Raw genomic sequence first — 21,233 nt, forward strand, 5'->3', positions numbered from 1 at the left:
GGGAGGCAATATGAAAAAAATACTTACCCTATTTTTCTGTATGATGATTTTCGGTTCGTCGTATTCCCAAACGGCGAACGGTGAAGTGCTCTGCGACACGGAAATCGTCGTTGCCGGCATAAAAAAAAATTCGGGAACGATTGTTATAAGCATCCATGATTCGGCTGAAAGTTTTCGCAAACACATTCCGTATCGAAACGTCGAATTGGCGGCGGCGGGAGAAAAAGCCGTGTATCATATACGGCTCAAAGCCGGGGAGTACGCTTTTTGCGTTTACCACGACGTCAACGGCGATGGAAAATTAAATACGAATGCGATCGGCATTCCCAAAGAGCCGTTCGGCTTCAGCAACTACGACGGCAAGGGACCGCCCGGTAATTTCAAAAAACACAAAGTTTTTATAGACGGAGCAGCGACGGTAAATATCCCCCTAGTAAAAATGAATTAACACCGCGCCGTTTTACCGCGTCGTCGTGATTTCGTTCCAACCGGAAACGATACGATCGATCACGTTTTGCGCAAGACTGAGAGACATCCGCGCCTTCGCCATCGCGATCGTCACGTCCTGAGGATCGACCGATTCGGGTTCGGTGAGAATCTTTTGTTCGAGCGCGTTGACGTCGAGCTGGTCGGCGTTCATCGATTTTACCGCATCGATGAGATAGGATTCGAAATCGATTCGCTTTTTTTCGAGCGCGTTTTTTGCAGCGGACGGAATGCCGTTCAGCGGAGCGCCGGCTATATCCGAAAGATTTACGCGGCCCGTGTGAGCGGAGAGCGTGCGGTTCATTTGCAATGTGCCGAATTCCGGTATTTTCATAATTTTCCCCTGCGCTCAAATCGTCCGAGCGCTTTTACCCGCCGTCATTATAGCGCTTTTACCGTCCTATTTCCAGTGCGGAAGCAAACATATCTTTTGCGCCTTCGATGACCGTCGAATTGGCTTCATAGGCGCGCGAAGCTGCGATCAAGTCGACCATTTCGTTTACGATGTTGACGTTCGGATATTCGACGTATCCCTTGTTCGGTCCCGACTGTATCGCGTCGGGATGCGTCGGATCGTAGACGAGGCGGCCTTCGGTATCGGTATCTTTTACGATCTGTAAAACGCGTACGCCCTTTCCCGGACCCTCGTCCAAGTCTTCGGGACAAAACGGCATACGCCACTGCACCGATTTTTCGCCGATCGCCTGGAGTATGACGCGCGAGCGTTTAAAGGGGCCTCCTTCCTGCGTCCTCGTCGTAGAAGCGTTCGCGATATTGTTTGCGATGACATCGCTTCGAAGGCGTTCGGCTGCCATCCCCGTTGCGGCTACGTTTATACTTGAAAAAAGTCCCATACAATCACCCCATAAAAACTTTTGCAGGAAGTTAGAGCCTTCGGCTCGTTCTGCAAAGAACTGATTCTACGTGTCCGCTTTCGCGGACTTCGAATCAACTTTCGAAAAAGTTTTTAGCCGTGCGCGAAAGCGCACATATCAGATAGTCGAGTTTGCAAAATAACGTGTATCGTATTCATCCGGTTTTTATTGGAATAGTATACATACAAGTCTTTTGCAAACATTCACGCAAACTCGAGATAAAAAGTGACGGCGATATTTTAGACGTCACTTTTTATCATACTCCCGTAAAATGCGCGCTTTTTAGGCGCGGTTAAGCTATAGTTCAGAAGTGCCTATCAGCCTTTTTGCATCGCAGTGTTCACTTGCGAAAATTCGAAATTGATAAGAGAAGCCATCATGCGATACTGCATCTGCGACTGCAAAACGATCATCGCTTCGGTTTCCGCATCGACGTTGTTGCCGTTCGGCTTCGCAGTCGTCGTATAATCGAGGACGCGCCTCGGTTCGACATCGCGGTAATCATAGGGCTCGTTGAGCGCAAAATGCCTCTCGTCGGTTCGCGTCAGCTGAAAACCGTTTTTCGCCTTTTCTTCCGATTCGAACGCGCGTTTGAGTTCGCTTTCAAAATTGACGACGCTGCGTTTGAAATTCGGCACGCCGCTTGCGGCCATATTGTTCGCCGACACTTGATAGCGCAGCGTATTGACATCCATGCCGCGGTGCAGTAGATCGACCGCCCTCGTAAAGGTACTCATACTACAAATTTCGGCAGATAGCGGAAAGGGGTTTAGCGGAAATGCGGGGGATCGGCGGAGCTTATAAAAGCGGATTTCCGCCGAAAAGATATTCCGGCGGAAAACTCGCCGTACAGCCTTACAGTATATAGCGCGACATATCGCCGTCGGTGACGATATCTTTGAGCTTATCGTCGACGTATACCGCATCGATATCGATCGTTTCACCTGCATGTTCATCCGCAGTAAACGAAATATCGTCGAGCACTTTTTCCATGATCGTGTGGAGCCGCCTCGCGCCGATGTTTTCGCTCTTTGCGTTTACGTCTTCGGCGAGAAAGCTCATACGGTCGATCGCATCCTCGGCAAAACGCACCGTCACTCCTTCCGTTTCGAGGAGCGCAACGTATTGTTTTGTGAGCGCGTTTTTCGGCTCGGTGAGAATTTTTTTGAAATCGTCTTTTTTGAGCGCGTCGAGTTCCACGCGCAGCGGAAAGCGTCCCTGCAGTTCGGGGATCAAATCGCTCGGCGCCGAAACGCTGAACGCTCCGGCCGCAATAAACAAAATATGAGAGGTATCGACGACACCGTACTTCGTATTTACATTGCTGCCTTCGATGATCGGAAGGATGTCGCGCTGCACGCCTTCGCGGGAAACGTCCTGCCCGCGCGATTCTCCGTTTTTCGTCGCGATCTTATCGATTTCGTCGATAAAGATGATACCGTTTTGTTCGACCCGTTTTTTCGCTTCGGATGCGACTTTATCGCGGTCGATCATCGTGTCGAGCACTTCCCCGCTTATGATTTTCCGCGCTTCGTGGATCGTCACGGTCCTCCGCTTCGCTTTGTTTCCGCCCGAAAACATACCGGCGATGCTCTGCATACTGTTTTCGAGATCTTCCATATTGCCGCCGGCGATGATTTCCATGCTCGGCATTTGAAACTGAGGATGCACCGTAAGCTCCACTTCCCGCTCTTCGAGCTTTCCTTCGCGCAGCATCGTGCGGAACTTTTCCCGCGTCGAGCTTTCTTTTTGCCGGCTTTCACTCTGCGCTTCCGCATCGGATGAGGCGGCCGCTTCCGATACCGCATCGGATGCAGTTTCCCCTTCCGATGACGCATTCCGTGCAGCATCTTTTTCCGAAGCGCCGCCCGACCGATCGGGAAGAGATGACGCTTTCGATTCCGCGCCGCCCGCTCCGCTTCCGTTTATAAACGTAAAGATATTTCCGAGGACAGCCGCATCTTTTTTTTCGTTCGCTTTTGCAGCCCTGTCTTTTTCGGCGGAACCGGGGAGCAGGAGATCGAGCAGCCGGTCTTCGACGAGGGGCACGCTTTTTTCACGCAAACGTTCTTCCATCTCCGCTTTGACGTCGTTGAAACCGACCGCCATCAAATCGCGTATCATCGATTCGACGTCGCGCCCGACATAGCCGACTTCGGTGTACTTCGTCGCTTCGACTTTTAAAAAGGGCGCCGAACACAGCTTTGCAAGCCGCCGCGCGATTTCCGTTTTACCGACGCCGGTCGGTCCTATCATGAGAATATTTTTCGGCGCAACTTCGTCGCGGATATCTTCGGGGAGTTTCAAACGGCGGTAGCGGTTACGCAGTGCAACGGCGACCGCGCGCTTCGCCTTTTCCTGTCCGATGATATATTGATCGAGCCTGAGGACTATTTCCTTCGGCGTCAAATCCGTATGTACTTCTGCCGGTACGTCGCTCATGCGTTTATGCCTCCTCTACCGTCAAATTACCGTTCGTATAGATGCAGATTTTGCCCGCAATTTCAAGACTCTTTTCCGCAATTTCCGAAGCGCTCATATCGGAGCTTTCGAGATACGCGAGAGCCGCCGAATACGCATAGTTTCCGCCGCTTCCGATCGCGCACACGTCGTTTTCCGGTTCGATGACGTTGCCGTCGCCTGAAATGAGCAGTATCTTCGTTCCGTCGGCGACGAGAAGCTCGGCTTCGAGCTTTTGCAGAGAACGCTCGGTACGCCACATTTTGGCAAGCGCGACGGCGCTGCGCATGATGTCGCCCGAATACTCTTTCAATTTTTCTTCGAATTTATCGAACAGCGTAAACGCGTCCGCAACCGAACCTGCGAATCCCGTCAGCACTTTGCCGTCGTATATTTTGCGCACTTTGCGCGCGTTGCCTTTTACGACCGTATTGCCCGCAGTCACCTGTCCGTCACCCGCCATCGCAACCTTTCCGTTCCGGCGGACGGCGATAACCGTCGTACTGTGAATTTTTCTCGCAGCCATATACACTCCAACAAAAACAAAAAAATAAACGGCGCGGCCGTTTTACACCGGCGCATTTACCGCCGCTTCACAATCGATTCGATCCCACACACAATTAACAATTATCAATTACACATTACCAATTATTAATTATCTCATCCTTTTCCGTGCGGATGCGCTTTTTCATACAATTCGATAAGGCGCTCCGTCGTGATATGCGTATAACGCTGCGTCGTCGAAATGCTCGCGTGTCCCAAAAGCTCCTGCACGACGCGCACGTCCGCACCTTGTGAAATCATCGCGGTCGCAAAGGTGTGGCGCATCGCGTGCGGCGAAATATGGCGAGCCGTTCCTTCCGCACCCGAATAGCGCGACAGTATCCAGCGGATGCCGTGCGCACCGAGAGCGGTGCCTCTCCTGTTGACGAATATTTCGTTCACGTTGTCCGTCATGCGCTTTTTTGCAAAAAACTTTTTCCTGTCGGCAAGATACGCTTTGAACGCTTTTTGCGCATCTTCTCCGAAATACACGCGGCGGTCTTTACTGCCCTTTCCGGTGACGAGAGCGGAAGAAAAATCTTCCGACATATCGCTTAAGCGAACTGAAGCGAGCTCCGAAACGCGGCATCCCGACGAATAGAGCATTTCCAAAATAGCGCTGTCGCGGGATGCCCACAGGATTTCTTTTTCTTTCGGTACGGCGCACAGCTCGTCGACTTCCGCGCCGGTTAAAAAGCGCGGCACGTGGTGCGGCATCTTTACCGTTTTGATTTCCTCTGCGGGATCTGTATTAATATACTCAAATTTTTTGCAATAGGCAAAAAAAGTTCTACACGCGGCGATAAAGCGGTTTACGGTTGCGCTTGATTTTTTTTCTTTTGAAAGAACTCCGATGCAGCTTCTGATATCTTCGGCGGACGCTTCCTTCACGTCTTTTTCCGCGCCCCAAAAAGCCGAAAGGCGGCGCAAATCGTTTCGGTACGCACAAACGGAATTGAGCGAAAGTCCGCGCACGGCTTCGAGGTAGAGCAAAAATTCGTCTATCGCATCCGAAAGGCGCATCGGTTTACCCTGCGCTATTGCCGAGACTCGGGAGCGCTTTCCGACTCTTTTTCAAAAGCCGCAGCATCGTCGGCGGAATGCAAAAAGGTGCAGTCGGGATTGATGCACGATTTATACGTGCCGTTCTTTTTGTCGTATTTTTCGACGAGGAACCATCCGCACTTCGGACAATACTGATCGATCGGTTTGAAATGCGAAATAAAATTGCACTTCGGGTAATTCGTACAGCCGTAGAATTCTTTGCCTCTTCCCTTCGTTTTCCGTGCGACGATCTCTCCGTCGCAGCCGGGCATCGGGCACTTCGCAAGCGGGATCGAACGCGTGTTGCGGCATTCGGGAAATCCCGAACAGGCGAGAAAGTATCCGAAGCGGCCGAGTTTTTTGACCATGGGCTTTCCGCATTTTTCGCACACGATATCGGTTTTTTCATCGAGAAAGCCTTTGACGCTTTCCTGCGTTTCCATCACGTCGTCGACGCGTTTTTTGAACGGGCCGTAAAAATCTTTTATCATCCCGTTCCACACGAGAGCGCCCTGCTCCACTTTGTCGAGATCGTTTTCGACTTCCGCGGTAAAATGTTCGTTGATGACGTTCGGAAATGATTCGACGAGGATTTTGCATATCATGCGGCCGAGGACAGTCGGCACGAGCTGACGATTCGTCCTTGTTACATAATAGCGGTCGAGCAAAACCGAAATGATCGGCGCATAAGTCGAAGGTCTGCCTATCCCCTTTTCTTCGAGCGTTCGAACGATGGACGCATCGGTGTAGCGCGCGGGCCCTTGAGTAAAGTGCTGTTCGGGATAAAATTTTTCGCACGCGATCTTTTCGCCTTCTTTCAGCGACGGGAGATTTCCGGTTTTATCCTCTTTCGACGAAAGGAGTTTGATGACATGATAAAAACCCTTGTCGACTATTTTGCTTGCGGATGCGCGGAAAATCGCATCGCCCGAAGCGATTTCGACGCTCGTCGTCCGCGTCTTCGCGTTGTTCATCTGACTCGAAACGAAACGCTCCCAAATGATCGAATAGAGGCGAAGCTGATCGCGCGTCAAATATTCTTTTATCGAATCGGGCGTATACGACACGTAGGTCGGGCGGATGCCTTCGTGCGCGTCCTGAGCCGCTTTTCCGACTTCATACTTTACAGGTTCGGCAGGCAAGTCGTCGGGATAATTTTTTGAAAGCCACGAACGCACTTCGTCGAGGGCGGTTTGCGAAATGCGCACGGAATCGGTACGCATATACGTGATGAGACCTACGCGGCTTTCACCGACGTTGACGCCTTCGTAGAGCTGCTGCGCGATCTGCATGGTTTTCCTCGACGTGTAGCCGAGGCGGTTTGCGGCCGCCTGCTGCAATTTCGACGTCGTAAACGGCGCTTTCGGTTTTACCGTCTTATCGGTCGTCTTTACGCTTACGACCGTGCAGTCGGAATTTTTTATCAAGTCGATGATTTTATTGACTTCGGCTTCGTTTTTCAATTCAGCCTTTTCACCCTTGTACGAAACGAGCTGAGCGGTAAACGTCGTTTTGCCTTTTACAAAATCCGCATCGAGCGTCCAATATTCTTCGGGCAGAAAATTTTCCACTTCTTCTTCGCGCTCGCAGATGAGACGAAGTGCAACCGACTGCACGCGGCCGGCCGAAAGACCGTTTTTCACTTTACTCCATAAAAGCGGACTTAAATTGTAGCCGACGAGACGGTCGAGCACGCGCCGCGCTTTTTGTGCGTTCACTTTGCTTTCGACGATTTCGTCGGGATGCTTGACCGCTTCTTTGATCGCAATCGGCGTGATTTCGTTGAACACGATGCGGCTGATCGGAGCGCTCGTCTTTTCTTTCAGCGCCTTATTCAAATGCCATGCGATCGCTTCTCCTTCGCGGTCGTTATCGCTTGCGAGCAGGACGGACGTCGATTTTTTCGCATCCTTTTGCAGTTCTTTTAATAATTTCGCCCTGCCTCGCACGGTGATGTATTCGGGCTGAAAATCGTGATCGACATCGATCGCGAGGCGCGATTTCGGTAAATCGATCAAGTGTCCCATGGACGCTTTTACCGTATAGCCCGGTCCGAGATATTTTTCGATCGTATGCGCTTTTGCCGGAGATTCGACAATCACGAGCGTCGATTCTTTTGTTTTTGAAGCACGTTTTTTTGCTGCATCAGCCATAGCTTTCTCCCATAAAACTTTAACGCGACGGCACGGCGTTCCTTACCGCACCGCACTTGTATAAGGGGCTGTCTCAAAAGTCGGTTACTTTTTCGACAGCCGCGTATAAGGGCATCGTAAAAAATTTGCCCTCGGCGATTTTTCAAAATTTTCGCCCCTCTTAAAAAAGAGAGGGCTCGCCGCTTCGCGCACCGGGGGATTCCGAGCGGCAGCGGCGGTAATCGGCATAATCTTTTATAACCGGAGCGCCGTCGGCGACGTATTTTTCCGCCGTCCGCTCGGACTTTCCTTTTGCGGCTTCTCCCCTCTCGATCTTTTTTTCGAGCTCGCACTTCGCTTGCCGCGAAACCGCCTTTGCAGGAGCGGAAAACGCCGCTTCGTGAATCATCACGTCGCGGTTATAATCGAGGGCGTACTGCGCCGTAATGAGCGCGCCGCTTCCCGGGGGCGATTCGACGACGACGGTCGCAGGCGACAGAGCCGCGATGATGCGGTTCCTGTGCACGAATCTCCACGCTTCGGCAGGGACTCCCGGAAGATATTCGCTTACGAGAACCCCGCCCGTTTTAATAATTTTTTCCGCAAGCCTTTTATGCGAAGACGGAACGATCATATCCGCTCCGCACGGAAGAATCGCGCAAGTCTTTCCGCAGTTTTTTTCAGTCCCCGCTTCCATCGCATCGAAACAGGCATCGACGGCTCCCGCGTGAGCCGAAGCGTCGATTCCGTACGCGAGACCCGACACGACCGTAACACCGTTTCGGGCGGCATCGTGCGCAAACGAAAAAGCCGCTTCTTTTCCTTCTCTCGTCATGCGCCGCGTTCCGACGACGGAAACCGTTTCGCCTGAAAGACAGGATGCGTTCCCGCGGCAAAAAAGCATAAAGGGCGCATTTTCCGCTTCCGAAAGAAGGGAGGGATACAAGGCTTCCCCGTTTAAAATCGTTTCGATGCCGAACGCTTTAATAATCCTTTCGGCCTTTTCCGCTTCGCGCACGCACGAAGGACCGTTCCATACGGCGGATCGGAAAGTTCTTCCGACAAGCATTGCGATATCGTCTATAGACAGTAGCGCAAGGGCGGCGGCGCTGTCAAGGTTCTCGAGTAAAATATTTTTTTCACGCAGCGTCAAAAACGATACGCCCGCGAGACACAGAGAAAGAAAATATTTTTCCTTTTCAACGCCCATAGGCCGCCGCATCCAAAGCGATTTTTTTATTTGCTTCCGCGAGCGCCTTTTTTTCTTTATCTTTCGTCGTTTTAATAATGGAATCGTACATGGCCGCCGATGCTTGAAAATCTCCGGTACGGAAATACGCGTTCGCAAGCACGGATTTCGCATCGGTGTGTCCCGTGTCGATAGTCAAAAGCGTTTTAAGATAGGGAATCGCTTTTTCGCTTTCGTCGAGTTCGAATACGTAAAGCACGCCGAGTCCGTAGAGCGCGCGGACATAGCGGCTTTCGATCGCGATCGCGCGGAGATATGCCGACTCCGACAATTTCAAATAATTATATTTTTTTGCCGTACTGCCCGTCGCATCGTAATCGAGCGCCGAATGCGCCATATAACCCGCGCACACGCCGACATAGTAATAGAGGTTTTGATTTGTCGGATAATACTCGATAGCCTTTTGATAACACGAAAGCGCTTCACCCCACATCTTCAAATCGATATAGCGCGAACCGAGTATCTTATACCAAATGCCGATTTGTTCGTTCGCAAGCGTTATATCCGCGACGCGCTTTTCGTATTTTGCAATCGCTTCTTTGTATTCGTCGATCGTCGTCGGAGACGAAACGCCTTCTTCCGTCTGCTGCAGACGTTTGACGGCTGCATTCGACGATCCGCATGAAGCGAACATTAAAATTAATAATAATAAACTTGCTGTTATATGTATTTTTTTCATAGCGACCTCTATTTTCGAATTCTTCCGTTTACTATATCAATATATACTAAAATTGCAAGAACAAGGCAATCGAAGGGCAAAGACGACGCACATCTCGCACGGATACGTTTTATTTTACCGAACGCCTGCACTCCCGACGGCAGCACATTAGTGCGCGGATACGTCGCCTTTTACCGCATGGCCCGGAAAATATTTTTCGTGATTTTTCCGAAGCTGCTCGTCATCGACGTGCGTATAAATCTGTGTCGTCGAAAGATCCGCGTGACCGAGCAATTCCTGAACGGAACGCAGATCGGCCCCTCCTGCAAGCAAGTGCGTCGCAAACGAATGGCGCAGCGTATGCACTTTCGCGTGAACACCGCTTTTCACTTCGTATCCGCAAAATCGCTTCCATAAACCTTTTCGCGAAAGAGGATCGCCGCGATAATTGACGAAAACCTCGGCGACCGTTTTTTTCCCGACAAGGCGCGGCCGAGACTCGGAAAGGTATGCGGAAAGTTTTTCTTTCGCCGCATCTCCGAAGGGCACGATGCGCTCTTTATCGCCCTTGCCGCGCACGAGGATTATGCGTTCGTTCAAATGCACGTTTTGCATGAGAAGAGAAGCCGCTTCGCTCGCGCGAAGCCCGCACGAATAGATAAGTTCGAACAGCGCCGCATCGCGAAGCCCCAAAGGCTCCGACGTATCGATGGACGAAAGAAAAGATTCTATCTGCGAAACGGAAAGGACGCGCGGCAGCGGACGGGCGGCTTTCGGCCGGTCGAGAGAGAGGGCAAAATTCTCGCTCCATATACCGATCCTCGTGAGATAAGATCCGAAAGCACGCAGCGCCGAAATATCTTTTGCGATCGTCAGCTCCGTATCGCCTTTAGTCTTTTTCCACACGAGATAATACGTGAGTTCGCGGGAAGCGACATCGTGCAGCTTTATTTTTTTTTCGACGCACCACGACAAAAACTCACCCGCAGAAAGCCGATAAGTTTCCGCCGTTTTCTGCGAGCGCCGCAAAACAAGCACGATGTCCGTGTAAAAGCGGGAGAGTATGACCGGAATCGTCAACTTTTCAGCCATACGGATCCCGCGCTAATCCTGCAGTCTGATCGTCCGCGACAATTCTCCGCGTCCGCTCGCCCGCCAGCACGCCGGCTGAGAGATGTCGTTGCCTCCGGTAAATCCCGCAGGCGGTTTTATGCCGCTCGCCGAATAGCGGGGGACGGAAGCCGAAAGCGCTTTTCCGAGCGAACCGATTTTTTGATTTACCTGTTCGCGGACGGACGGAGCGCCGACCGCAACGGGAACTTTTTCGGCATCCGAGTCGACGGAATCGAAAAGGCTCGTTTCAGCGGCGGATGAAAGCTTTTGCCGCATACTCTCGAAACCGCGCCCGCCGAGTATGTCCGAAAATTCGTCGCTCGTGACGACGGAGGAATCGTGTACGGCGGAAGCAGCCGAAAGCGCATCTTCCGAAGCTCCTCTTTCAAAGCTTGCATGAAATCCCGTCGCGATGACGGTAACGCTGACGCTTTCGCCGAGAGAAGGATCGATGGCTTGACCCCACAAAATATTCGCGTCGGGATCGATCGAAGCTCTGACTACTTTCATGATTTCCGACACTTCGAGCATGGATATGTCGCCGCTCGAGCAGATATTTATGAGAACGCTCTTCGCTCCGTCTATACTCGTGTCTTCGAGCAGCGGATTTTTAATCGCCTTTGTCGCAGCGTCGACGGCGCGGTTTTCGCCGCTGGCATGACCGACGCCGAGGATCGCTTCTCCCTGTCCGAGCATCGTATTTTTAACATCGGTAAAATCGCGGTTCACGTCGCCCGGCTTTGTAATGATATTCGAAATGCCTTCGACGCCCTGCCGCAAAACGTCATCCGCAACGAGGAAAGCTTGGCGTATGGGCATATTTTTATCGACGACTTTTAAAAGCTGCTGATTCGGAATGACGATGAGAGAATCGACGTTTTCATGCAAACGGTTGATGCCTTCGCGCGCTTGGCGCATGCGTACCGGTCCTTCGAATTCGAAGGGAGTCGTAACGACGCCGACGGTGAGTACGCCGAGACTGCGCGCGATGCGAGCGACGACGGGAGCCGATCCCGTACCCGTGCCTCCTCCCATACCGGCCGTGATAAAGACCATGTCGGTGCCTTCGAGCAAATTGGCGATCGCCTCTTTATCTTCTTCGGCGGCTTCTTCTCCGACTTTCGGATTGCCTCCGGCACCGAGTCCCTTTGCAATCTTTCGTCCGATAGCCAGCCGCGTCTCGGCTTTCGATCGGTTCAAATCCTGCACATCGGTATTCAGCACGATAAAATCGACGTTCGCGATATCCGCATCGATCATGCGGTTTACCGCATTCGATCCGCCGCCGCCGCAGCCGATGACTTTGATAACCGCGGGGCTCACCGCATCGAGGGCGGTACCGCTTTCATTGATCACCGAAAAATCCATCATGTTTTCCTCCCAACCTTTTTTCCCCTCAGAAAAACGATTTTTTCAACCTTGTCAACAGATTCTCTTTTTTTCCGCTCTCTTCCGACGAAAACGGTTTTTTATTTTTACGGCCGTTCTTTTCTTGAACAGCGTTTTTATTCGCAATCACAAGCCCTATCACCGTAGCGAATTCGGGGCGTCGGTATTCGGCTTCCGCGCCTCCGAGTTTTTCAGGCGTGCCGATCCGCACCGCGCTCGTTCCGAAAACCGCCTGCGCGCATTCGACCACGCCTTCCATCTGCGCGCCTCCTCCGGTCAGGATGATATTGCCCGAAAGACGGCGGATATTCGAATTGCTGATGACGGCGCTCCGCACCATCGAAAAAATTTCTTCGACACGCGGCTGAATGATGCCGCACAATTCCGTCTGCGTCGTAAGCTCGGGATCCCTTCCGCCGACGCCCGGTATTATCACTTCGCGGTCGATTTCGATATTGTCGATAAAGCAGCATCCCGATTCGATTTTGATCTTTTCCGCAGCCGATACCGGTATGCCTTTTACGATCGCGATATCGTTTGTGACGAGGTTGCCGCCGACGGGGATGGACACCGTACACACGGGCGCCCCTCCCAAAAGCACGAGCACGTCGGTCGTTCCCGCACCCATATCGATGAGGATCGAACCGAGATCCATTTCGTCGTCGTGGACGACCGCCTGCGTCGCTGCAAGCGTTTTCAACATAATGCCCGACGATTCGTAGCCCGCGCGGCTCACGCAGCGTTTGATATTTTGTATCGTCGTCTTCGACGCGGTGATCACGTGGACATCCGCTTCGAGACGGGCGCACATCATATTCGTCGGGTCTTTAATATTTTTCAAACCGTCGACGGTAAAAGTCTGCGCGACGACGTGCAGCAATTCTCTGTCTTGCGGAATAAAAACCGCGCGCGCGTTGTCGATCGCCCGCTCTATGTCGCCCCTCGTCACTTCCCTCGGCGGACGCCCCGGTTCGGTCACAGGCGTTATGCCTCTCTGATTCAAACCTTCGATCTGCGTGCCTCCGATGCCGATCGCACACTTGGTCACTTCGGCTCCGGCATTTTGTTCGGCGCTTTCGACCGCTTCTCTGATCGCGGCGGCGGCATCTTCGATATTGACGATAACTCCGTTTCGGAGCCCCGCCGACTTTCTTGAAGCCGTTCCTGCGATTTCTATGCCGCCCGAATCGTTCAGTTCTCCGATCGCGACGCGTATATGGTTCGTACCGATATCAAGACCGACAATCATACCTGCTCATCCTCGCTTCAGCGCGTCCGGTAAGAAACGGAGCCGTAACGCAGATCGATTTCCGATACGTCAGGCTCGATCGAATTGACGACGTCGAGCACGACCATCATATACTGTAACGCGTCTTCGTTCAATGCGCGGTCGGTCAGCACGCGCATCCTCGTGTGCGCAGGGATAAGCGCAAGTTCGTAGTTTCCGTATTCTTTCGGAACGACGCAGATTTCCGCGAGAGCGGCGAAATAGCGTCTGTCGCGATTTTGAATTTCCGAAATCTGTTCGATGAGCGTGCGGTACTTTGCAGGAATTCGCATGCCTTCAGACAAGTGTTCTATCGGAAGCCCTGAGATGATCGGAACGGCGCCGCTTTTTCTGTCGACTGCCGCATCGTCGAAGAGCACGCCGTTTTTATCGATGCACACGGGAATGCTCCTTCCCGCAGATGAAACGAAAGTCATCGCAACGCTTTCGCGTTCGGCAATGCGCACGAATATTTTGTCGGGAAAGCGTTTCGTCACGGTAACCGAATCGATCGCCGGTACCGACGACAAAATCGAAACGGCTTCTTCGGCGTTGAATGAAAACCAGTTCGCACCGTGCATCGGCTGCAAAAGAGAAAGCACTTGTTCGTCGGAAAGAGAGCGTTCTCCGCCGATGACGATCTTCGGAGCGTGCATGCTCGGAAGGGCGAATTTATAGACGGCGATTTCGATCAAAAAAATTGCGCAAAAAACAAAAAAGAGAGCGACGACTATTTTCGTCTTTACATCGCTTTTCGTTTCTTTTTTTTCGGCGGCAAAGCCAGCCATGCTTACATCACTCATCCTTTCCCTCATAGACGGCATCTTCAAATTCGTTTTCGTCTTCTTCCACCGTACAACGCGACGCGTTGACGATAAAGCCGCACATACAAAGCGTTACGATTATCGACGAACCGCCGAGCGAAAAAAACGGCAGCGGTATGCCGGTTGCCGGAAGCGCCCCGCAGACGACGGCGCAGTTCATCAGCGACTGCAGCGTTACTGCGGCGACACAGCCGAAGGACGCATAGGCGGCGAAACGGTTTTTGCAGACGAACGACGACCTCAATCCGCGCCATGCGAAAGCTGCGAGCATGACCAAGTACAAAAGCACGCCGAAAAATCCCATCGCTTCCGCCCAGCCGGCAAATATGTAGTCAGCCTGCACTTCGGGAATACTGTTTATCCACACGAGACCGCTCCCGATGCCGCTGCCCCAAAAACCGCCGGAACTGATCGCGCGCTTTGCCGCAATGCTTTGATAATTGTACGTGCGCACGTGTTCTTCCGGCCGCAAAAATCCGATGATGCGTTCGATCCGATACGGCTCCTGCAAAATCATAAAGACGAGAGCCGGAATGATGAGCAGGAGCGCAGGCGGAAGCCACGTAAGCTTTGCGCCCGACGCAAAAAACATGAGAAGGCCGACGCAAAAAATAAAAACGCTCGTGGAAAAATCGCGCTGAAAAAAAACGAGGAGTGAAACCGAAGTCAAACCGATGACGGCCGGCAGCACCGATTTATCCTCGGGATTTTCGATGCGTGCCTGCTTGTCGAAAAAATTCGCGAGAAAGAGGATGATCGCAAATTTTGCGAATTCGGACGGCTGCAGCGTAAACGCAAAGGGCATACGTATCCAGCGATGCGCACCGTTCCTTTCAACGGCGATGCCGGGAACAAAGGTCAAAAGACAGAGTACGATCACACCGAGCACGAAGATCGGCAAAATATTTTTAATAATTTTTATACGTACGCTCGCAAACAAAAAAAATCCGACGAGAGAGACGGCGATGCTCACGAGCTGGCGCTTTACAAAATAAAACGGATTGCCGAACATGCGTTCGGCGTAATTTTGCGAACACACAAAAAGCGCAAAGATACCGAGTCCGCACAGAAGGATGACGCACGCGATAAAAGCCGAATCGCTTTTTCGATACGACGAGACGGGCTTGTCGGCGAGGAAAAGGTAATCACGCATCGCGCCCCTCCTTCGCCTCAATGAGCGGAACGATACGCTCGAGCGCCATACCGCGGGAACCTTTCAAAAGAAGCAAATCCCCGTCGGAAGCGTTTGCAAGGATGAAGTCCGCCGCGCAGCTCATCGCTTCCACAGAAGCGCCCGGTATATACAGCGCGCCCGTAAAGCCCGAAGCGAGGGCGGCATCGTAAGCGTATTTCATCTCCGTACCGATAAATACGATTTTATACGCGTTCGCTTTGCACGCTTGTTTGCCCGCTGTTTCGTGCACGCCCCGGGATGCTTCTCCGAGTTCGAGCATATCGCCGAGTACGTATATCCTCCGCTCGACGTCTTTTGCGGACGCGCAAAACGAGAGAACGCTCGCAGTCGATTCGGCGTTCGCGTTGTAGCAGTCTTTTACGAGCGTGACGCGCTTGCCGTTTTTCAATGCGATATGTCCGCTTTCGCTCCTTCCCGAAACGCCGCCGAAAGCCGAAAGAGCCGTTTTGATTTCCGCATCGCTTATACCGAAATACTTTCCGACGGCGACGGCTGCGAGCGCGTTTTCATAATTGTACATACCCGGAAGCGTAAAACGTACGCGCTCATCGCCGATAGAAAAAACCGTCCCTGCAAGACCGTCGTCGGACAAGAGAGAGACGCCGCTTTTTGGGGCGACATCGTTTCCGAAATAGACGATTTGTCCTTTGCATTTTTCGATTAAAAACGGTGCGAAGGCGTCCGACGCGGGAACAAAGGCCGCACCGCTTTCGGGAATATAATCGAATATTTTCCGCTTTTCGGCGGCGATATTTTTTTTGCTGCCGAGTATGCCGACGTGAGCGCTTCCGATATTCGTAATGAGGGCGTATTCGGGTTTTAAAACGCCGGCGATTTCCCCGATTTCGTTCGGCCGATTCATGCCCATTTCGAATACGCCGATTTCATCCGTATCCCTGATTTTAAAAACGGAAAGCGGCAGCCCGGTTTCGGAATTGAAATTGCCGTCGCTCGAAACGACTCTATATTTTTGTTTTAAAACCGCAGCGACGAGTTCCTTTGTCGTCGTCTTTCCGCTCGACCCCGTGATACCGATTTTTTTTAAGCGCGGAAATTTTGCGACGTAGGCGGCGGCCGCATCCTGCAGCGCGTACAGCGTATCGGAGACGATCACGAAAAAGGCGAGAGGATATTTTTTCGCCAAAAGCGAATACGCTCTCTCATCGCCTGAATATTCGCTTTCGTTGACAAAAACGCATGACGCTCCCTTTTCAAGGGCTTCGGGAATATAGGCGTGGCCGTTTTGCACGGTGCCGACGAGCGGTACGAAGAGGCTGCCCGGAACGACGAAGCGGCTGTCGGTCGTAACTGAAGAAAAACAAAATCGGTTTTCGGCTGCACTGTGTCCGACACCTTTACCGCGGACGGCAGCGACGAGCTCATTTCGCTCCATCAGACTTTGCACTGCCCTTCCCCTTCATTTCGACGCGGACGATATCGTCCGTCTGCGCCTTATGCATGCCGAGTTCGTTTTCCGCAATCTTTTCGATGCGCTCCGTACTCGCCAAAAGACTGATATCCGTAACGAGATTTTTATTTTCTTCGACGAGCGCTTCCTGTTTTTTTTCAAGAGCCGCGACTTCGTCCGACAGATCTTCGTATTTTCTTGACTGTATGCCGCCCGCGATCAGCAAAAGCGGAATCGAAAGAGCGATAATGCAGACGACAAGCGTTTCGCGCACGCGAGCGTATTTTCGTTTCATACCCACTCCCATAAAACTTTTGCAGAAAATTGGAATTTCCGAAAAAGTTTTCGCATCGTGCGCAAGTGCGCACATATTCAACGGCTCCCGATCATACTGCGATGCTTAAGCGCCGTGCATCTTCGGCATCGCACAGTTTGCGCACGACGCGAAGCTTCGCGCTCCGCGACGGCGAATTGCCGGAAACCTCTTCCGCCGAGGGACTTACGGGCTTTTTCGTAAGCACTTCGGCACACGCCCTCCCTCCGCAGCGGCAAGCCGGAACCTCGGGCGGACAAATGCAGGACTTTCCGAGGTTTCGGAAATAATTTTTTACGATGCGGTCTTCAAGCGAATGGAACGTGATCACGCCCATCTTTCCGCCCGCATTCAAATCGTTGAACGCATCGTGCAGCGAGCGCGGAAGCCGCGCAAGCTCTCCGTTTACCGCGATGCGCAGCGCTTGAAACGTACGTGTCGCGGGGTGTATCGCTCCGTGCCGGTACTGCGAAGGCACTGCATCGTAAATGATATCGGCGAGCGCTTTCGACGAACGGATTTCTCCGCTCGCCCTCGCCTTCACGATAGCCCTCGCTATACTGCGGCTCAGTTTTTCTTCACCCCAGCGGTATATCAAATCGGCAAGCGCTCCTTCTTCCGTACCGTTTACGATATCGGCGGCGCTTTTTCCTCCCGACGGCGCAAGGCGCATATCGAGCGCTTCGTCGTGTCGAAACGAAAATCCCCTGCCCGACAGTTCGTAGTGGTACATCGATATGCCCAAATCGAACAGTATGATATCGGGCTTCGGAAAATCCGCAGGGTAGGACGCGTAAAAATCGTCGAACCAACCGTTGTAAAACATCGTCCGTTCGGCAAAGCATTCGAGCCGCTCTTTTGCACGCGCTAAAATGCCCGCATCGGCGTCGATGCCGATCACACTGATATTCGGGAATCGTGAAAGAAATGCAAACGAATGACCGCCTTCGCCGAGCGTCGAGTCGCACATGACCGCTTCGGCGCCGCACGGGGCAAGCAGTTCAAGACATTCCTGCAGTAAAACAGGCGTATGAATCGCTTCCATGCGCTTTCCTCCCCTGCGCTAAAAAAAGATCGAGCCGAGCTCTTCCGCAGCTCCGCGGAACGACGCTTCGCTTTCCTCGATATAGTGCCGATAACTTTCCGCGTCCCACAGCTCGATGTATTTGCTGACGCCGAGCAAAACGCAGTCTTTGGAAAGCGCGGCATATTCGCGCAGACTTTGGGGGATCGAAAGCCGCCCCGATTTATCGAACTCAAGTTCCTGCGCCGGCGCGATAAACCTCCTGAGCACGAGGCGGTTTTTTTCGCTGAACGGAGACGCGGCTTCCATGAGTTTCGAAGAAACGGTTTTCCATTCTTCCGGAGTAAAAAGCCATAGGCAGCGGTCAAGAGCCTGCGTCACGATGAGCACATTTCCGGCAAGTTCGGAACGCAGTTTGGCGGGAAAGAGGATCCTCCCCTTTTCGTCAAGCGTATTCCGAAATTCTCCTGTCAGCATACTCATGCCACTGCCTACCACTTTTCCCCAGTAATTCCCACTTAGCAACTATTTTATAATAAAAATACCGAATGTCAACGGATAAAACGGCCTTTTCGCCAAAGAAATTTGCAATATACTCCGATTATCTATATAATTGTATCGTGGAATTCGAAAAACAATGATAAATACGCTCAACGAAAGCTCTCTCCACCGCTCTTTAAAATCGCTCTATGCGCTCGAAAAAGGATGCATGACGGAAGTCAATATCGCAGGAAAAATTTACGACGTCGTCGACGCTCACGGAAATATCACCGAAATACAGACACGGAATCTTTCGTCGTTGCTCGTAAAAACGCTCGGCGCGTTGAAAAGCGGGAGATACGTCAAGATCGTCTATCCCGTCGCGAGAGCCAAATACATCGAAGTTTATGACCAAAAAGGAGTACTTCTTTCGAAGCGAAAAAGTCCCGTCCGCGCTTCGATCTACAGCGTATTTCGCGAACTCACCGGACTCTATCCCGTGCTTTTAAAAAGACGATTTTCGCTCGACGTAGTCGAAATCGCGATGAGCGAAATCCGCACGCAAAGCGAAACGCCGGTACAGTCGCCGAACGGCCGGCGTCGCTTTTTAAAAAATTGGAACAAAACCGATAAGCGGCTCGAAACGATATTCGAAACGCACAGGTTTACAAAAGCGGCCGACTACCTTTCGCTCATCCCCGAATCATGCCTGCCTCGTTTTTGCGCCCGAGACATCGCATCTTCCCTCGCCGAAAACAAGGCTCTTCCCGCTTCCGCAAAAGCGCAAGCAAATCTCATGCTGTGGGTGCTTTCACACATGAACCTCATCGAAGCCGAAAACGACTTTTCCCGCCCAAGATATTATAGGATCAGATAAATAAATAGATTTCGAGTTTTCAAAACTCGAAATCTTCCAACCGTTTCGTGCATCGATTGAAGGGTGAGTTTGGAAAGTAAATAAAATTATGCTCACGGCGAGATTCCGACCGCGTTTCGAAACCGCTTGACGTGTGCGCGATGCGGCGTAGCAGCGGGAGACACGCGTGCGACTTTGTGCGTTCAGCTTGCGGAAGGGCGTTCGGCTTCGCCTCACTGACGAGTTTGCGACGCAAACTCGCGGTGTCTACGGAACGGTTGTTCGTTTTACGTGCCGCTTCCGCTGTGAGAGCCGCTACGTCTACAAAGGTTGTACGTCGGTCATTCTCGCCGGAAGCACAGCTTGATTAGCTGATACTTTCCAAACTCGATATTCAACCTAATAAAAAAAGCGGCACCCCGCAAGATGCCGCCGTATAAAAATCGGAATTATTGCACGCGAAAGCGCTTACCAGTTATCGGACATATCGTCTTCGTCGCGGTACTGCAAATCGTACAAGTCGGTGACGACACGGAGCGCATCGAAGTACACATAGTACGAACCGCGCGCAAGCACCGGATTGCAGTCGATTCTGAAACCGACGATGCGTAAGCCCGGGCGGCTGTTGTAAAACGCGCTCTGCTGTACGATGCCGTGCTCCCCGTCCGGAGAAGGCGGAACGACCGCCGTCATCTTTTTCCAGCCGCCGAAACCGAGCGTACCCATGTACAACTCATAATTACGGCCGAACATATCCTGTACGAGTACCCACAGATTATGATCCTGATTTCGACCGCACACCCACACGCTGATCGTCTTTGCAATGCCTTCGACCGGCAACGGGCGCACCGACGTGATGTAAAAGGAATTGACGCCTCGGCGGAAAAATTCGACTTTTACGCCGAAAACGAAAGAGTCTTCGTCTTCTTTGCCCTTATCCTCTTCAAGCGTATCTTTCATCGCGGGATTTCCGTCAAAAAGACGCGACGTGATAAAACCGTAATCCGAAGAAATCTTGACGTCCCACGAACCTTCGCGTTCAAATTTATCGACGTTTATTTCGCGGAGCGCCATCGCGGCGGAATCGGCTCCGATCGTTTCGGGAGTCGGTTCCAAGAGGCTCGAATTCTGGGCAAAAACAAAACTGCCTGCAAGTACGACACAAATCGTCAGTATAATTTTCTTCATTTATTTACCCTCCGAATTGCCGAAGTCCGCTTCTTTCAGTTCGTAACCGTCAAAGATATTAGCGAGCGCCCTCGTAACGTATTTCATCTGATCGAAGAAAATCGTATACGAATCGACGAACTCTTCGGGACTCGTGCGGATCCTAAAACCGATAAACGACATCGCATCCCGACCGCTGCTCGACCGCGAATGCTGGCGTATCCAGCCCGGCACCGACACGACGACGTTTCTCCATCCGTCGAATGCGAGATTGCCCGCAGGGAGTACGTGAACGCGTCCGTCGGCATCTCTGACAATGACATCGAGGAAATACATATAATGCGCTCCCCACACCCAAAAATCGATCTGCGTCACCGATCCGACAAAGGGGATTTCATACGCTTTTCCGTCTTTTACCGGATATACTTCAAACCAGTTGTCGCCTTTTCGCTTAAACGCGATCTGCACGCCGAGCACTTTTTGATTGTCCTTGCCGTCTTTCAGCAAGTATTTGAGCGAATTCGGGATACCGTCGAAGTACCCCTTTTTCGGATAACCGTCGGCGACATAGCGGCTCGCACTGACGTCCCACGTCCATCCGTTTTCACCTTCGCTGTTGAAGTTGTCGATCATAAACGATTCGGTGCTTTTTTGTGTCTGCAACGTATCTTGGCTGAAAGCCGGAGACGCAAACACTAAAAGCAGTCCGAAACACATAAAGACTACCAAGCCCTTTTTCATGCAAAACTC

General features: G+C 52.0%; 22 protein-coding genes. 2 read left to right on the forward strand and 20 right to left on the reverse strand.

The window, feature by feature from the left end; all coding sequences use genetic code 11:
- Positions 1-10: 10 nt before the first annotated feature.
- Complete coding sequence (locus JSQ97_RS00380; RefSeq protein WP_205074207.1) at positions 11-448, forward strand: DUF2141 domain-containing protein; 438 nt, start codon at positions 11-13, stop codon at positions 446-448.
- A 12-nt stretch (positions 449-460) separates the two neighbouring features.
- On the opposite strand, the gene fliE is transcribed toward JSQ97_RS00380, so the two are convergent.
- The 18 genes from fliE to mraZ form a co-directional block, all read right to left on the reverse strand.
- Complete coding sequence (fliE, locus tag JSQ97_RS00385) at positions 461-820, reverse strand: flagellar hook-basal body complex protein FliE (protein ID WP_180486475.1); 360 nt, start codon at positions 818-820, stop codon at positions 461-463.
- Between the two features lie 58 nt (positions 821-878).
- Positions 879-1,340 (reverse strand): flagellar basal body rod protein FlgC, encoded by a 462-nt coding sequence (flgC, locus tag JSQ97_RS00390; RefSeq protein WP_021331366.1) that lies wholly within the window; start codon positions 1,338-1,340, stop codon positions 879-881.
- A 338-nt stretch (positions 1,341-1,678) separates the two neighbouring features.
- A complete protein-coding gene (gene flgB, locus JSQ97_RS00395; protein WP_016520259.1) occupies positions 1,679-2,098 on the reverse strand; it encodes a flagellar basal body rod protein FlgB in 420 nt (139 codons plus the stop codon).
- A gap of 118 nt (positions 2,099-2,216) precedes the next feature.
- Positions 2,217-3,803, reverse strand: a complete 1,587-nt coding sequence (hslU, locus tag JSQ97_RS00400; protein WP_205074208.1) for an ATP-dependent protease ATPase subunit HslU — start codon at positions 3,801-3,803, stop codon at positions 2,217-2,219.
- A gap of 4 nt (positions 3,804-3,807) precedes the next feature.
- On the reverse strand, positions 3,808-4,347 hold the full coding sequence (hslV, locus tag JSQ97_RS00405; protein ID WP_021331371.1) for an ATP-dependent protease subunit HslV: 540 nt from the start codon (positions 4,345-4,347) through the stop codon (positions 3,808-3,810).
- A 134-nt stretch (positions 4,348-4,481) separates the two neighbouring features.
- On the reverse strand, positions 4,482-5,387 hold the full coding sequence (locus JSQ97_RS00410) for a tyrosine-type recombinase/integrase (protein ID WP_205074209.1): 906 nt from the start codon (positions 5,385-5,387) through the stop codon (positions 4,482-4,484).
- Between the two features lie 14 nt (positions 5,388-5,401).
- Positions 5,402-7,561, reverse strand: coding sequence for a type I DNA topoisomerase (topA, locus tag JSQ97_RS00415; protein ID WP_205074210.1), 2,160 nt, complete (start codon positions 7,559-7,561; stop codon positions 5,402-5,404).
- A gap of 160 nt (positions 7,562-7,721) precedes the next feature.
- A complete protein-coding gene (gene dprA, locus JSQ97_RS00420) occupies positions 7,722-8,750 on the reverse strand; it encodes a DNA-processing protein DprA (RefSeq protein ID WP_205074211.1) in 1,029 nt (342 codons plus the stop codon).
- Entirely contained in the window at positions 8,740-9,468 is a 729-nt protein-coding gene (locus JSQ97_RS00425) for a tetratricopeptide repeat protein (protein ID WP_205074212.1), read from the reverse strand. The genes dprA and JSQ97_RS00425 overlap by 11 nt, the downstream gene beginning before the upstream one ends.
- 147 nt (positions 9,469-9,615) lie before the next feature.
- Complete coding sequence (locus JSQ97_RS00430) at positions 9,616-10,539, reverse strand: tyrosine recombinase (protein ID WP_205074213.1); 924 nt, start codon at positions 10,537-10,539, stop codon at positions 9,616-9,618.
- 12 nt (positions 10,540-10,551) lie between these two features.
- The gene (ftsZ, locus tag JSQ97_RS00435; RefSeq protein WP_205074214.1) at positions 10,552-11,931 is read right to left on the reverse strand and encodes a cell division protein FtsZ; all 1,380 of its coding nucleotides are present in this window, start codon (positions 11,929-11,931) and stop codon (positions 10,552-10,554) included.
- Positions 11,932-11,956: 25 nt separating this feature from the next.
- Positions 11,957-13,198 (reverse strand): cell division protein FtsA, encoded by a 1,242-nt coding sequence (ftsA, locus tag JSQ97_RS00440; protein ID WP_187384579.1) that lies wholly within the window; start codon positions 13,196-13,198, stop codon positions 11,957-11,959.
- 17 nt (positions 13,199-13,215) lie between these two features.
- The gene (locus tag JSQ97_RS00445) at positions 13,216-14,019 is read right to left on the reverse strand and encodes a cell division protein FtsQ/DivIB (protein WP_205074215.1); all 804 of its coding nucleotides are present in this window, start codon (positions 14,017-14,019) and stop codon (positions 13,216-13,218) included.
- A complete protein-coding gene (locus JSQ97_RS00450) occupies positions 14,012-15,193 on the reverse strand; it encodes an FtsW/RodA/SpoVE family cell cycle protein (RefSeq protein WP_205074216.1) in 1,182 nt (393 codons plus the stop codon). The genes JSQ97_RS00445 and JSQ97_RS00450 overlap by 8 nt, the downstream gene beginning before the upstream one ends.
- On the reverse strand, positions 15,186-16,628 hold the full coding sequence (locus tag JSQ97_RS00455) for a UDP-N-acetylmuramoyl-tripeptide--D-alanyl-D-alanine ligase (protein WP_205074217.1): 1,443 nt from the start codon (positions 16,626-16,628) through the stop codon (positions 15,186-15,188). The genes JSQ97_RS00450 and JSQ97_RS00455 overlap by 8 nt, the downstream gene beginning before the upstream one ends.
- The gene (locus JSQ97_RS00460; protein WP_187384583.1) at positions 16,615-16,938 is read right to left on the reverse strand and encodes an FtsB family cell division protein; all 324 of its coding nucleotides are present in this window, start codon (positions 16,936-16,938) and stop codon (positions 16,615-16,617) included. Before JSQ97_RS00460 ends, JSQ97_RS00455 begins: the two co-directional genes overlap by 14 nt.
- A gap of 91 nt (positions 16,939-17,029) precedes the next feature.
- A complete protein-coding gene (gene rsmH / locus JSQ97_RS00465; protein ID WP_205074218.1) occupies positions 17,030-18,001 on the reverse strand; it encodes a 16S rRNA (cytosine(1402)-N(4))-methyltransferase RsmH in 972 nt (323 codons plus the stop codon).
- A gap of 18 nt (positions 18,002-18,019) precedes the next feature.
- Positions 18,020-18,463 carry a division/cell wall cluster transcriptional repressor MraZ gene (gene mraZ, locus JSQ97_RS00470; protein ID WP_205074219.1) on the reverse strand — a complete coding sequence of 148 codons (444 nt, stop codon included), beginning with the start codon at positions 18,461-18,463 and terminating at the stop codon, positions 18,020-18,022.
- Between the two features lie 154 nt (positions 18,464-18,617).
- Here mraZ and JSQ97_RS00475 point away from each other — a divergent pair, with 154 nt between their 5' ends.
- Complete coding sequence (locus JSQ97_RS00475; protein ID WP_205074220.1) at positions 18,618-19,337, forward strand: DUF8091 domain-containing protein; 720 nt, start codon at positions 18,618-18,620, stop codon at positions 19,335-19,337.
- A 447-nt stretch (positions 19,338-19,784) separates the two neighbouring features.
- Here the strand turns inward: JSQ97_RS00475 and JSQ97_RS00480 are convergent, their stop codons facing one another.
- A complete protein-coding gene (locus tag JSQ97_RS00480) occupies positions 19,785-20,504 on the reverse strand; it encodes a flagellar filament outer layer protein FlaA (RefSeq protein ID WP_187384586.1) in 720 nt (239 codons plus the stop codon).
- On the reverse strand, positions 20,505-21,224 hold the full coding sequence (locus JSQ97_RS00485; protein WP_205074221.1) for a flagellar filament outer layer protein FlaA: 720 nt from the start codon (positions 21,222-21,224) through the stop codon (positions 20,505-20,507). It abuts the gene before it with no gap.
- Between the last annotated feature and the right edge of the window lie 9 nt (positions 21,225-21,233).

Origin of the sequence: Treponema sp. Marseille-Q4523 (assembly GCF_016901105.1) — a bacterium.
GTDB lineage: Bacteria > Spirochaetota > Spirochaetia > Treponematales > Treponemataceae > Treponema_D.

Coding starts and splice junctions, on each gene's coding strand:
- JSQ97_RS00380 (WP_205074207.1), top strand. CDS start 11: ATGAAAAAAATACTTACCCTATTTTTCTGTATGATGATTTTCGGTTCG.
- fliE (WP_180486475.1), bottom strand. CDS start 820: ATGAAAATACCGGAATTCGGCACATTGCAAATGAACCGCACGCTCTCC.
- flgC (WP_021331366.1), bottom strand. CDS start 1,340: ATGGGACTTTTTTCAAGTATAAACGTAGCCGCAACGGGGATGGCAGCC.
- flgB (WP_016520259.1), bottom strand. CDS start 2,098: ATGAGTACCTTTACGAGGGCGGTCGATCTACTGCACCGCGGCATGGAT.
- hslU (WP_205074208.1), bottom strand. CDS start 3,803: ATGAGCGACGTACCGGCAGAAGTACATACGGATTTGACGCCGAAGGAA.
- hslV (WP_021331371.1), bottom strand. CDS start 4,347: ATGGCTGCGAGAAAAATTCACAGTACGACGGTTATCGCCGTCCGCCGG.
- JSQ97_RS00410 (WP_205074209.1), bottom strand. CDS start 5,387: ATGCGCCTTTCGGATGCGATAGACGAATTTTTGCTCTACCTCGAAGCC.
- topA (WP_205074210.1), bottom strand. CDS start 7,561: ATGGCTGATGCAGCAAAAAAACGTGCTTCAAAAACAAAAGAATCGACG.
- dprA (WP_205074211.1), bottom strand. CDS start 8,750: ATGGGCGTTGAAAAGGAAAAATATTTTCTTTCTCTGTGTCTCGCGGGC.
- JSQ97_RS00425 (WP_205074212.1), bottom strand. CDS start 9,468: ATGAAAAAAATACATATAACAGCAAGTTTATTATTATTAATTTTAATG.
- JSQ97_RS00430 (WP_205074213.1), bottom strand. CDS start 10,539: ATGGCTGAAAAGTTGACGATTCCGGTCATACTCTCCCGCTTTTACACG.
- ftsZ (WP_205074214.1), bottom strand. CDS start 11,931: ATGATGGATTTTTCGGTGATCAATGAAAGCGGTACCGCCCTCGATGCG.
- ftsA (WP_187384579.1), bottom strand. CDS start 13,198: ATGATTGTCGGTCTTGATATCGGTACGAACCATATACGCGTCGCGATC.
- JSQ97_RS00445 (WP_205074215.1), bottom strand. CDS start 14,019: ATGAGTGATGTAAGCATGGCTGGCTTTGCCGCCGAAAAAAAAGAAACG.
- JSQ97_RS00450 (WP_205074216.1), bottom strand. CDS start 15,193: ATGCGTGATTACCTTTTCCTCGCCGACAAGCCCGTCTCGTCGTATCGA.
- JSQ97_RS00455 (WP_205074217.1), bottom strand. CDS start 16,628: ATGGAGCGAAATGAGCTCGTCGCTGCCGTCCGCGGTAAAGGTGTCGGA.
- JSQ97_RS00460 (WP_187384583.1), bottom strand. CDS start 16,938: ATGAAACGAAAATACGCTCGCGTGCGCGAAACGCTTGTCGTCTGCATT.
- rsmH (WP_205074218.1), bottom strand. CDS start 18,001: ATGGAAGCGATTCATACGCCTGTTTTACTGCAGGAATGTCTTGAACTG.
- mraZ (WP_205074219.1), bottom strand. CDS start 18,463: ATGAGTATGCTGACAGGAGAATTTCGGAATACGCTTGACGAAAAGGGG.
- JSQ97_RS00475 (WP_205074220.1), top strand. CDS start 18,618: ATGATAAATACGCTCAACGAAAGCTCTCTCCACCGCTCTTTAAAATCG.
- JSQ97_RS00480 (WP_187384586.1), bottom strand. CDS start 20,504: ATGAAGAAAATTATACTGACGATTTGTGTCGTACTTGCAGGCAGTTTT.
- JSQ97_RS00485 (WP_205074221.1), bottom strand. CDS start 21,224: ATGAAAAAGGGCTTGGTAGTCTTTATGTGTTTCGGACTGCTTTTAGTG.